Source organism: Virgibacillus sp. W0181 (assembly GCF_051846915.1).
Classification (GTDB): Bacteria; Bacillota; Bacilli; order Bacillales; family Amphibacillaceae; genus JBPYCR01.
The window spans coordinates 38,324-51,303 of sequence record NZ_JBPYCR010000019.1; the positions used below are offsets into that span (position 1 = coordinate 38,324).

10 protein-coding genes are annotated in these 12,980 nt (G+C 39.6%); 9 read left to right on the forward strand and 1 reads right to left on the reverse strand.

Annotation, left to right across the window (positions count from 1 at the left end; all coding sequences use genetic code 11):
- Window positions 1-235: 235 nt before the first annotated feature.
- The 3 genes from coxB (at window position 236) to ACLIBG_RS09900 (ending at window position 3,618) form a co-directional block, all read left to right on the forward strand.
- Window positions 236-934 carry a cytochrome c oxidase subunit II gene (gene coxB / locus ACLIBG_RS09890; protein WP_439312608.1) on the forward strand — a complete coding sequence of 233 codons (699 nt, stop codon included), beginning with the start codon at window positions 236-238 and terminating at the stop codon, window positions 932-934.
- Window positions 935-1,268: 334 nt separating this feature from the next.
- A complete protein-coding gene (locus ACLIBG_RS09895; protein WP_439312609.1) occupies window positions 1,269-3,053 on the forward strand; it encodes a cytochrome c oxidase subunit I in 1,785 nt (594 codons plus the stop codon).
- Complete coding sequence (locus ACLIBG_RS09900; RefSeq protein ID WP_439312600.1) at window positions 3,046-3,618, forward strand: cytochrome c oxidase subunit 3; 573 nt, start codon at window positions 3,046-3,048, stop codon at window positions 3,616-3,618. Before ACLIBG_RS09895 ends, ACLIBG_RS09900 begins: the two co-directional genes overlap by 8 nt.
- Window positions 3,619-3,870: 252 nt before the next feature.
- Here the strand turns inward: ACLIBG_RS09900 and dat are convergent, their stop codons facing one another.
- Window positions 3,871-4,740 carry a D-amino-acid transaminase gene (dat, locus tag ACLIBG_RS09905; protein WP_439312601.1) on the reverse strand — a complete coding sequence of 290 codons (870 nt, stop codon included), beginning with the start codon at window positions 4,738-4,740 and terminating at the stop codon, window positions 3,871-3,873.
- Between the two features lie 380 nt (window positions 4,741-5,120).
- Between dat and queG the strand changes: the two genes are divergently transcribed.
- The 6 genes from queG to ACLIBG_RS09935 all read left to right on the forward strand — a co-directional run.
- Window positions 5,121-6,257, forward strand: coding sequence for a tRNA epoxyqueuosine(34) reductase QueG (queG, locus tag ACLIBG_RS09910; RefSeq protein ID WP_439312602.1), 1,137 nt, complete (start codon window positions 5,121-5,123; stop codon window positions 6,255-6,257).
- Between the two features lie 77 nt (window positions 6,258-6,334).
- Window positions 6,335-7,204 carry an amidase domain-containing protein gene (locus tag ACLIBG_RS09915; protein ID WP_439312603.1) on the forward strand — a complete coding sequence of 290 codons (870 nt, stop codon included), beginning with the start codon at window positions 6,335-6,337 and terminating at the stop codon, window positions 7,202-7,204.
- Between the two features lie 51 nt (window positions 7,205-7,255).
- A complete protein-coding gene (locus ACLIBG_RS09920; protein WP_439312604.1) occupies window positions 7,256-7,729 on the forward strand; it encodes a tRNA (cytidine(34)-2'-O)-methyltransferase in 474 nt (157 codons plus the stop codon).
- A 455-nt stretch (window positions 7,730-8,184) separates the two neighbouring features.
- Window positions 8,185-11,052 (forward strand): 2-oxoglutarate dehydrogenase E1 component, encoded by a 2,868-nt coding sequence (locus tag ACLIBG_RS09925; protein WP_439312605.1) that lies wholly within the window; start codon window positions 8,185-8,187, stop codon window positions 11,050-11,052.
- Window positions 11,039-12,298, forward strand: coding sequence for a 2-oxoglutarate dehydrogenase complex dihydrolipoyllysine-residue succinyltransferase (gene odhB / locus ACLIBG_RS09930; RefSeq protein ID WP_439312606.1), 1,260 nt, complete (start codon window positions 11,039-11,041; stop codon window positions 12,296-12,298). Before ACLIBG_RS09925 ends, odhB begins: the two co-directional genes overlap by 14 nt.
- Window positions 12,299-12,511: 213 nt before the next feature.
- Window positions 12,512-12,980, forward strand: a 469-nt coding sequence (locus tag ACLIBG_RS09935; protein ID WP_439312565.1) for a DUF4372 domain-containing protein, incomplete at its 3' end; no start/stop codon positions are given.

A 12,980-nucleotide genomic window follows, 5' to 3' on the forward strand; every position in this document is an offset into this window, starting at 1 on the left:
TAATTTTTTATATCGTTATTGTCAAGCCTGCATCTCTACAGTAGGTATTGACCCTCGATGTCAAATATAGTACCGTCTATTGCTTATTTAAAAGTTAATCTTAGAATGCGATTTGAAAATCCTTTCCCGAAAAATAGTGTAAAAAAACATTTGTTTAATTTGTGAACGAACTGGGAACAAAAAATAGAGGTGTCTATTTGTCTATGAAAGAAAGGGGAAATACAGCTTGAAACGTGTGCTATTTTTTCTTGTTCTTTTGTTCGTAACCGGTTGCAGCCAAATTAGTGTATTAGATCCGAAAAGTTCGACTGGTAAAGATCAGGCATTTTTAATTTGGCTTAGTTTAGGCGTAATGGCGATCGTATTATTAACTGTATTTATTTTATTTGCGAGATTTGTTATTAAATATCGGTATACAAAAGAAAAGGCAGATTTCATACCTAAAGATGTGAAAGGTAGCAAAAAACTTGAACTAACATGGACGATTATTCCTTTTATATTGCTAGCTATTCTTGCTGTACCGACCGTTAAAATGACTTATGAACAATCACCAAGTACGGAAGCAATTTCAAGTAAGGAAGGAGTTCATATCCAAGTAACTGCGCAACAATTTTCATGGACGTTTGAACATGAAAATGGAAAAACAGTACATGATGAGCTTGTTATTCCTGAAGGGGAGTCGATCGTTTTTCAATTGGAGTCAAATGACGTGATTCATTCTTTTTGGATCCCACAGCTTGCCGGAAAGGTTGATGTCATACCAAACAAACCCCACTCCTATGTCATTGAAAATGCGGAGAAGGGGGAGTATGAAGGGAAGTGTGCAGAGTACTGTGGTATTCAGCATACAAACATGGTGTTTGAAACAACTGTCGTTTCAAAGGAAGACTATGCAGCATACTTGAAAAAACCCGACAATCAGGAGGGGAAATAAACTTATTTCAGTTAAACATAGGTTTATTACTAGTAGAGGAATTTCATTGAACAGGGTCTTTATTTCACTTTTACGGGACGGTAGTTAAATAAATTTGGGGTTTTACAGGAAGATTTCCCCTATTAATCTTTTACCTGCTTCTTGATTCTTACAATCTATTAACACGAGGATAAATTACAGAAAGGATGGATGAGTGTTGCATATCTCAATTTTTGGGTTGTCGAAATACATACCTTCCGACGTTATAGCGGCATGGGCTTCTGTAATAATAGCGGGTGTACTTCTTCTTATCTATATTTTAAAAAAGAAGAAACTTCCTCTCATTTGGACGTACATGCGCACAACCCACCACCGAAAAATTGGAACACTTTATATGTTATTCGGATTTTTATTTTTTATCAGAGCAGGGGTTGATGCGTTGCTTATTCGTTCACAGCTCGCTTTGCCGAACAATGAATTCTGGGTATTTCAATTCCAGAAATATAATGAAGTATTTACGACACACGGTACGATGATGATCTTCTTTGCAGCGATGCCAATGTTGCTCGGGTTAATGAATGTTGCTGTTCCTTTGCAAATTGGTGCGCGGGATTTAGCGTTTCCTTTTCTAAATGCGCTCGGCTTTTGGCTGTTTTTCACGGGTGGAATGGTATTTAACCTCGCTTTCTTTTTTGACAGTGCACCGGCAATTGGCTGGACGGGCTATGCGCCATTATCGACTTCATTATTCACACCGGACGTTAACTCGGATTTCTACGTTTTTGGTGTGCAAATTTCTGGCCTAGGAACTATTTTTACTGCATTAAATTTGATTATAACAATCATCAGACATCGGGCACCAGGTATGAAAATGACGCGAATGCCTTTATTTACATGGTCTACTTTAATAACTTCTTTCTTGATTTTAATCGCATTTACCGTGCTGGCAATGGGTCTTTATTTACTTATGTTCGATAGAATGTTTGGTACAAAATTTTTTATCGGACCGGATGGAGACCCTGTTTTCTGGCAGCATTTATTTTGGATTTTTGGGCATCCAGAAGTATATATTCTTGCGTTGCCGGCATTTGGATTGTTTTCCGACATTATTACGACCTTTTCGAAAAAAAGAATTTTTGGTTATCCGATGATGGTTACTTCCATTGCTTTAATTGGATTTCTTGCCTTTATGGTTTGGGTGCATCATATGTTTACTGTAGGGCTAGGTCCTGTAGTAAATACCTTTTTTGCTTTAGCAACGATGGCAATTGCTGTACCAACAGGCATCAAGGTATTTAACTGGTTGTTCACGATGCGTGGTGGAGTGCTACATATGACCACACCGATGCTTTTCGCATTGGGTTTTATCCCGTCCTTTGTGATGGGAGGGGTAACAGGTGTCATGCTTTCAATGTCAGCGGCTAACTTTCAGTTTCATGATTCACACTTTGTTGTGGCTCACTTCCATTATGTTATTTTGGCATCAACGATTCTTGGTATTTTTGCGGGAATTTATTATTATTTTCCAAAGATGACTGGTTATAAACTAAATGAATCGCTAGGAAAATGGCATTTTTGGCTGTTTTTAATCGGCTATCATGTAACCTTTTTCCCCATGCACATAACTGGACTAAAAGGTATGCCGCGCCGGACGTTCACCTATGATATCGGTGAAGGATTGTCTAAAACTAATTTTATAAGCACGGTTGGTGCGTTTCTGATGGGTATCGGTATTTTGTTCTTGTTTGTAAATTTATTTATTACATTACGAGCAAAGAAGCGTGTTGGTCCGGACCCATGGAATGGTCGTACGCTCGAATGGACGGTTGCCTCACCAGCACCGGAAAACTCCTTTAAGCCAATGCCTGCTGTGCAAGAGATGGATCCTTTTTGGTATGCGAAACAGCGAGGTGAAAAGTTGAAAACGACAACTGACGTACGTGCGGAACCGCTCTCAAGAGATTCTATTATTCCTTTAGTAATGGCACTTTTACTTGGCGTGCTAGCATTCGGTCTCATGTACGACTGGTATATAATCGCCGTGTTAGCAGGGATTGCAGAATTGGCTTGTTTTGTTGTGCGCGCTTTTCATGATGAGAGGGAATTGTTTTACGGCAAGGAGGAAAAAGCACATGAATAATTATGAAGCAGCATTGTTTAAAGATAAGCAAATGGGGTTCTTCATCTATCTATTTGTCGAATCGATTATGTTTTTAACGTTGTTTGCAACGTATCTTGTGTTTACCCCTTCCTCAGAAGGGCCGCACCCATCTGATGTATTTGAATGGAAAAGTGTAGTGTTTTCTTCCGTTTTCTTGTTATCCAGTAGCGGGACGCTAATATTATCGGAGCGGGGGCTAAAAGAACAAAAATTAAAAGTAATCGTTCCTTGGCTTGCGGTTACTTTACTGTTTGCTTTCATCTTTCTAGGATTGGAAATAAATGAGTTTTATAGCTATGTGCAAGCAGGTTATGGATTAAGTACAAGCTCTTTTTTAAGTTCCTATTATGTACTCGTTGGGCTTCATGCGGCTCATGTCGCATTTGGCTGTGGTTGGATGATCATTTTATTTATACAGTTAAAACGATCGATACCTCATGGTTTATATATGGAGAAGTTTAAAATATTTTCTTATTACTGGCACTTTGTGGACGCGATTTGGGTGCTTATTTTAATTATTGTATATGCACGGTATGTAGTTTGAGAAAACTTTATCGTGTTAATTAATTTGGAAATCCCTGTGCTTGATATTGCTCGGCAAATGCGGGGATTTCTGAAATTCAATGATTTTGCGCGGCAAGTGCGGATATATCGTTTCAAGTACGGATATATAACTCCTCAACCACGGATATCTTCCCATTTTTTTAGGTTTAGCTAATTGTCGACTAAGTTCCCAAAATGATCAGCTACGTAAACGCCCCTTTGCACAGGGCAAAAGGGGCATCTTAAGTTGCGTTTAACTATTAACTTTTCTGGATGCGATATTAGCATCTTTTTCATAAGCTAACTGCAATTTTTTCGTTATCTCTCCCGGTGATCCATCTTTAACTTGTCTTCCGTCCACTTGAACAACTGGCATTATTTCCGACATGCTGCTCGTGAGAAATAATTCATCTGCAGTTGCGATGTCATCCAGCGTAAAAGCTTCTTCTACAAAAGGAATGTTGAGTTGCTTGGCAAGTCGCTTGACGGCAAGTCGCACACATCCATGTAAAATTTGTTCTGTGGCTGGATGAGTGTAGATGCTTCCGTCTTTAATTAAGAAGATATTGGAAGAACAGCATTCTGTTATGATCCCATCCTTGTGCAATATTGCTTCATAGCAGTCTTGTTCCAATGCTTCTTGCTTTGCCAAAATGTTTGGTAATAGGTTCAAACTTTTAATATAGCAGTAATCCCACCTTGTATCCTTATGTGTAATAACAGAAACTCCATTTTCCATTTCATTTAAGAATCGAGGAAAATCATCCATGTATGCATATACATTCGGTGTTACATTTTCCGGGAACGTATGAACCCTCGGAGCCGAACCACGTGTGATTTGTAAATAAACCATTCCGTCGTTTTCCATGGAATTTTTTTGAATTAGTTGCTCCAATAAGGCGATGATCTCTTCCTTCGTATAGTCAATCGAAATTTTAATTGCCTCAAGAGAGCGAAATAGTCGATCGACATGCTCATTTAACAAATAGTAATTACCCTCATAAATTCGGATGACTTCGTAAATGCCATCTCCAAACTGCGCGCCTCGTTCTTCATATGGGTATTTTAAACTGTCGCTGTGTACAAATTTACCTTGTGACATCATGATAGGATAAACCGACAATCAAATCTCCTCCTTACCTATTAACTATTTTACCCTTACCGGCAAAAGTTGTAAATGAAACTCATTTTTCAGAGGGTAGATAGTATATGTTTTTTCGCAGTTGTCTAGCTTCGACGTACAATTCTTTTCAGCGGGGCGAAAGCGTAGCTACAATCCCAGAGTTTTCTAGTGCAAATCTTGTCGGTGTGACAAGCAATTACGCAGCCTAAGGGCACAGCCGTCTAATCCTGACAGCGCTCAGAACCTGGTCGATTTACCTCGGCGCCTAACTGATAAGTACTTTTCTTAACATTAGACGTTGCTTGCACTTGCATTATATAATAATGTATGCTGATTTTATATGAAAAACGATAAGGAAAAAAGAAGGGAGGGTATTGTCTGTGCAAACCGAACAATTAAAGCAGAAGATTATAGCATACAGTAAAGAAATAGGGATTGATAAGATTGGCTTTGCGTCTGCAGATGTTTTTACGGAATTGAAAGAAAGATTGAAACGTCAACAGGAGCTTGGCTATCAGTCCGGATTTGAAAAAGGAACGTTAGAGGAACGAACGGAACCGGAACGCCTAATGCCTGAAGCACAATCGATTATCTCGATTGCACTTGCATATCCCTCCCGTATAGAAAATGCGCCACGCAGTACGAAAGACAACAGACGAGGAATTTTCTGCCGTGCATCATGGGGAATGGATTATCATGATGTGTTGCGGGATCGTCTGAATAAGCTCACTTCCTATATACAGGAACAGGTGCCGGATTTTATGGGTAAAGTAATGGTCGATACTGGTGAACTTTCGGATCGGGCGGTTGCTGAGCGGGCTGGAGTTGGATTTAGCGGTAAAAACACGTTAATTATTACGCCTGAATTTGGTTCATACGTTTATCTTGGCGAGTTAATAACAAATATTCCTTTTATACCGGATTCCCCAATAGAAGACAGCTGTGGGGATTGTAATATTTGTCTTGATGCTTGTCCAACTGGTGCACTTCAGCAAGCGGGTCAATTGAATGCGCAAAAGTGTCTCGCATTTATAACGCAAACGAAAGACTTCTTACCGGAGCAATTCCGGATAAAAATAGGTACACGTGTATATGGGTGTGACACGTGTCAGGCAGTTTGTCCAAAAAATAAAAAAATCGACTATCATCTTCATCCGGAGTTCGAACCGGATGGGGAGGTTGCCAAACCACAATTAAAACCGATGCTACGAATGTCCAATCGTGAATTCAAGGAAAAGTTTGGTCATATTGCTGGATTTTGGCGTGGAAAAAAACCACTACAGCGAAACGCGATTATCGGGCTAGCACATTATAAAGATGAAACAGCGGTTGATGAATTAATTGCCGTATTACATGAAGATGTACGACCGGTTATTCGTGGCACTGCTGCTTGGGCACTAGGGAAAATTGGCACGAAAGACGCTTATGAGGCAATGGAACAAGCATTGGAGAAAGAATCCGATGAACGGGTTGTCGTTGAATTGGAGCATGGGCTGAAATTAATTAACTATTCCTGAAAAGTGATATGAAATATTACGGCATTTGCCATTAATACAAGCTTTCCCTTCATATAGATAGTATGGAGGGATTTTTAATGGGGAAAATACAAGCACAGTGGCTCGATTTCTTTCAGAAGGAACACCTGAATAAAAATTGGTGGGTACGAAAAAAAGAACTTTTTCATGAACGTAACGCCGAGATCGTCCGTATACGTGGTGAAGGGCGTTTTGTACGGGGGATTGCATATGATCAGCAAAAAACATATGAGTATTTGCTGCACCTATCATTTTTCATTAAACAAAATGACTATTTTTATATCGAAGAACAAACTATTCCTTATCAATATCAATTAAAGGATGGAAAATTGATGGATCATAAGACAGTTTTTAACAATCCTGCGCAGCCGATTACTACACATTCGGGGCAAGCACAATTATTTGTTGCATCTGTGAGAACGACTGATCATACGGAAGAACGGTTTTCCTATGACCGTCATGCGGCAGTCAGGTATGCGGAACGTTGGTGGAATGATTACAACCCAGAATATCGAACATTTTCAGTTGATTGTACGAACTATATTTCGCAATGTTTACGTGCTGGAGGAGCGCCGATGCGCGGTGCACCAATTCGTGACAAGGGGTGGTGGTATAACGGTGATAACTGGAGTTACAGCTGGGCGGTAGCTCATTCCCTAAGATGGTATTTAAGTGGTTCAACAGAGGGTCTGAAAGGGAAGGAAACGGATACAGCTATAAATCTGCTTCCGGGGGACATTATTTGTTATGATTTTCAAGGAGATGGCAGATGGGATCATAATACGATTGTTGTTGCTAACGATGCAAACGGCATGCCGCTCGTAAACGCCCATACCGATAATAGCCGGCACCGTTATTGGTCATATGAAGATTCTACAGCGTGGACACCAGAGATACAGTACAAATTTTTTCAAATTGGAAAAACATGATATAATTAGAACGTTCAACAGCAATAGAACCAATCGCAAGGAGAATGACAGATGAGTATGCACGTCGTATTATTTCAACCGGAAATTCCGGCTAATACAGGGAATATTGCCCGGACCTGTCTGGCGACTGACACGGTTTTACATCTTGTTCATCCACTAGGCTTTTCAACGGAAGACAAGATGTTGCGCCGGGCGGGACTTGATTATTGGAAAGATGTTCAGATTAGAGAATACAAATCGATTGATGAATTGTATGATACGTACCCGAAGGCAACCTATTATTATATTGAGAACTTTGGTACAAAACATTACACTGACTTTAACTTTAGCAATAGGGAGGAAGAACTTTTTTTTATTTTTGGCAGAGAGACAGATGGAATACCAAAAGAATTGCTGGAGGGAAAAGAAGATTATTGTCTTCGGGTTCACATGAATGAAAAGGTTCGTTCTTTGAATCTATCCAATACAGCGGCGATTATTATTTATGAAGTGCTACGGCAGCAAAATTTTCCCGGTTTGAAATAATATACGGGGTTAAGAAAAAAATAGCGATTTAAAGCGAAAAAAATCGTCATACAACTGACGGTTGCATGACGGGCCTAGTTATTGATCATCTTTAGGAATTCCAGGTTTTGATTCATAAGCAGACGTTAAACAAGACGTCAAGAAAGTAAGAATTACCGCAAATAGCAATAATAACTTCATGTGATGCAGCCTCCTTGAAAATACAAATAGTATCTAAGTAATAGTATCGTAAATAGTGATTTTATTATACCTAATAAATAAAAGAAAGTGAAGTGTAAGCTGCTTTATTATAAAAATTGTCATATTTTAGTGGAGCTATTCATGTTATTCTATAATGTTTTCATATTTTAAGGTATATTAGTTGATGAAGTTAACCGTCAGTTCTATAATGAGGATTGAATGAAATTTAACCGTTTTATGGCGGAGAAAGTTACTATCTAATGGGGGTATAAGACGTGGCACAGCGTGAAGAATCCAATGAAAGATTCTGGAAGAAATTCTACGGGCCCAACATGGGTTATATTGAAGAGCAATATGAATTATACAAGGAAGATGCTGATACTGTTGATTCTTCTTTAAAAGAAATGTTTGATCAATACGGGGCCCCTGAATGGATGTATCAAACTCAAACTGCATCGATGCAAACACAATCAACATCTGAAAAACCTACCGATACAGAAGTGAAAAAACTCACCTCAGCGATGAAACTTGTTGAGGCTATTCGTCGTTATGGGCATTTAGAGGCGGATATTTATGCTGTCGGAGGTAATAAACAAAAGTCCGGTCTAGTAGATCCCTCTACATATGGAATAACAGAAAATGACTTGCAACAAATGCCCGCATCCTGGTTATGGGAGCAATCACCACATGGAGTGGATACCGGTGCGGATGTAATTGCTTATTTAAAAGAATTATATACAGGAAAAATATCGTTTGAATATGACCATGTAAATAATGATGATGAACGTCAATGGTTGTTAAATCGCATTGAATCAGGCGAATTTCTAACAGCTGTTTCGGTTGATGACAAAAAGAATCTACTGGAGCGCCTTGTTTCTGTTGAAGGTTTTGAGGAATTCTTACAGAAAACATTTGTAGGACAAAAGCGATTTTCCATTGAAGGATTAGAAATGATGGTACCAATGCTTGATCATGTCGTCAAACATGCGAACAAGGATAAAATCGACAATATTATGATGGGAATGGCTCATCGCGGTCGTTTAAGTGTCCTTTCACATGTGTTGGGGAAGCCGTTGGATCGGATTTTTTCTGAATTCCATCATTCACCTGATAAGGAACTTGTTCCATCTGAAGGATCCATGGGCATTAATTATGGTTGGACCGGGGATGTGAAATACCATTTTGGGGCGACGAAAGAAGTAAAGTATAATGACGAAACAACAACACGTATCACACTAGCGCACAATCCATCACACTTGGAATTTGTTAATCCTGTTGTGGAAGGCTTTAAGCGCGCAGCACAGGACAATCGCAAGGAAAAAGGATACCCCAAACAGGATTTGAGCAAGGCGATTGGAGTACTCATTCACGGTGATGCAGCTTTTATTGGTGAAGGCGTTGTTGCAGAAACGTTGAATCTAAGTGGATTGCCCGGGTATCGTACCGGCGGAACACTGCACATTATAGCGAATAATCTTGTAGGTTATACGACGAACCAGACAGATGGGCGATCAACCCGCTATGCTAGTGATTTAGCTAAAGGTTTTGAAATTCCGGTTGTCCATGTAAATGCGGATGACCCGATTGCTTGTATTCGAGCAGTTCGGTTGGCGTATGATTATTCCAGAAAATTTCATAAGGACTTTTTGATCGACTTGGTCGGTTATCGTCGATATGGGCATAATGAGATGGATGAGCCACGCTCCACCCAACCGCTATTATATAAAGAAATTGATAATCATCCTACGGTTGCAACCCTGTTTGCAGAAAAGCTACAGACGGAAGGAATTGTAGAAACTGACTTTTTTGAAGAAGCGAAAAAGGAAGCTGAAAATAAATTACAAGAATTATATAAGAGCATGAAAGAAGACGAATCGGTAGTTGAAATAAAAGAAATGCCGAAAAGTCTTACGAATGGACTTGATCATTTCGAAACCGCCGTTCCTCTAGAAGACTTAAAGAAATTAAACGAAGGACTGTTGAAGCGTCCGGAAAACTTTAAAGGATTTAAGCGACTTGAAAGAGTGTTTAAAAGACGCGAAAATATACTGGAAGAAGGAAATAAAGCGGATTGGGGAGCGGGTGAAGCATTAGCCTATGCCTCGATATTAAAGGATGGTATTCCGATTCGTTTGACTGGTCAAGATACGGAAAGAGGTACTTTCGCTCACCGCCATCTCGTACTGTATGATGTGGAAACGAACGAATCTTACTGTCCGATGCATGGACTTGAGGAAGCGGAAGCATCATTCGATATTCGTAACAGCCCACTATCCGAATCGGGTGTTCTAGGATTTGAATATGGATATAGCGTGCAATCGCCGGAAACATTAGTTATTTGGGAAGCGCAGTTCGGAGATTTTGCCAATGCTGCACAAGTTATTTTTGATCAATTTATTTCATCTGCCCGTGCCAAGTGGGGCGAAAAATCGAATATGGTTATGCTACTGCCCCATGGTTATGAAGGGCAAGGACCAGAACACTCCAGTGCAAGGCTGGAACGATACTTGCAAATGGCGGCTGAGAATAACTGGATCGTAGCAAATGTAACTTCCTCGGCACAGTTTTTCCATTTAATGCGCCGACAAGCAAAAATGCGGGGACTTGGAGAGGCAAGACCGCTTATTCTAATGTCACCAAAAAGTTTATTGCGGAATCAGCGTGTTGCATCCGAAGCAAAAGAATTTACAGAAGGCAACTTTTTGCCACTGCGCGATCAGCCAAATCTAGCCGTAAACGATAAATCCGCAACACGTCTATTGCTTGGTTCAGGTAAAGTAATGGTCGATATTGAAGAATCGATCGATGGATCGGAAGAAAACTTCGAGTGGTTGCGGGCAATTCGCATTGAACAAATTTATCCGTTCCCGAAAAAACAGTTGGAAAAAGTATTAAATAAACTTCCAAATGTAGATGAAGTTGTTTGGGTCCAGGAAGAACCGAAAAATATGGGAAGCTGGAATTTTGTCGCAAACCATATACGCGAGTTATTAAAAGAGGGACAATCTTTGCGTTATATCGGTAGGCCAGATCGCTCTTCACCTGCAGTTGGAGAACCGAACATTCATAAAGTGTTACAAAATAAGATTATTAAAAAAGCAATTAATCCGTCCAAGGGAGGCAATACTAATGAAGGAAATTAAGATTCCTGAACTTGCAGAGTCCATTACGGAAGGTACGATTTCTGAATGGTTAGTGAAAAAAGGGGATAAAGTGGAAGTTGGAGATCCGGTAGTTGAACTGGAAACCGATAAAGTAAATGTCGAAGTGAACGCTGATCATGCAGGTGTTATTACAGAAGTTCTAAGTGAAGAAGGAGATGACGTTGAGGTTGGTGACGTCATTGCGAAAGTAGATGAGAACGGTGAAGCAGGTAGCAGTGCACCTGCAGAAGAAAAGCCGAAAGAAAAAACAGAAGAAGAAACACCAAAAGATGCGTCTAAAAAAGAAGATCAGCCGAAAGTAAAAGAAGAAGAAGTTTCAACAGGAGCAAAGCAAGATATTGTAGCTTCACCAGCAGCAAGAAAACGTGCTAGAGAACTAAATATTGATCTTAGTAAAGTACAGCCTGTAGATCCTTTAGGGCGTATTCGTCCAGAAGATGTAGATGCTGCAAAAGCGAATGAGTCCAAATCATCTGCACCTGCGAAAAAAGAAGCTTCGGAAGCTGAAAAAACCGAGTTTGAAAAGCCAGTGAAACGAACAAAAATGTCTCGTCGTCGTATGACAATTGCTAAGCGATTGGTGGAAGCACAGCAAACAGCAGCAATGTTGACTACGTTCAATGAAGTGGATATGTCAGCGATCATGAAACTTCGTAGCGAGCGAAAAGATGATTTTCTAAAGAAAAATGATATCAAACTAGGATTTATGTCCTTCTTTACAAAAGCAAGTGTGGCTGCATTAAAAGAATTCCCATTGATTAATGCTGAAATTCAAGGGAATGAACTCGTGGAAAAGCAGTTTTATGACATCGGTATCGCCGTTTCAACTGATGATGGGCTTGTTGTTCCGGTTGTACGAGATGCTGATAAAAAAGATTTTGCAGGAATTGAACGTGAAATTGTTGATTTGGGCACAAAAGCACAAAATAAACAATTACAATTAGCTGACCTGCAAGGTGGATCATTTACCATTACAAATGGCGGTATTTTCGGATCTATGCTATCTACACCAATTTTAAATACACCACAAGTTGGTATACTCGGAATGCATAATATTGTTAAGCGTGCGGTTGTAATGCCGGATGATTCAATTGAAGTGCGCCCGATGATGTATTTAGCACTCTCCTATGATCACCGTATCGTAGATGGAAAAGAAGCCGTACAGTTCTTAGTACGCATCAAGCAACTTCTTGAAGACCCATACGATTTATTATTACAAGGTTAATCATTACATTTTCAATAATGAATACTATATAAAATCCTCGTCGCTACTATGGCGAGGATTTTTATACTTTCGAACACTAGCGTTGCATTAATTAAAACAAATAATTACTAATATTCCCAATGATCAGTAATTTGCTTTTTCTCCAATAAAAAATCCTTTATAATGGAGAGACAGGTGGTTCCTGTCCAAATCCCATTACAAAGGATAACAGATATGGACAAGAATACACGAAAATCATCATTTGGTAAATGGATAAGCCCTATTAATTTTAAAAAATTGGATGAGCACGTAAGTTTAACCAAACAAGATCATTACACAAAGAAGTTAACCACTGCTTCCTACATTAAGATGATGCTGCTAGCGCAGCTACATGAAACGGAAAGTCTGCATGCAATGAGTGATGCGCTTTTGAATGGGGAACTACAACAAGAACTTGGGTTTGCATCGATCAGTGCTTCGCAGTTATCCCGTAAAAATAATGAAATGGATCCATCGATTCTTGCGACAATTTTTATGGATTTGGTGGCACAAATCAAAAGTTATCACCACAGTTGCACCCAGCGGGTGCCATTGAAAATCATTGATTCAAGTACGCTGCCACTTAATCTAACGCATTATAAGTGGGCGAAGTTTCGGAAAACAAAAGCGGGTGTCAAACTACATTTACGGCTTGTATTCATGG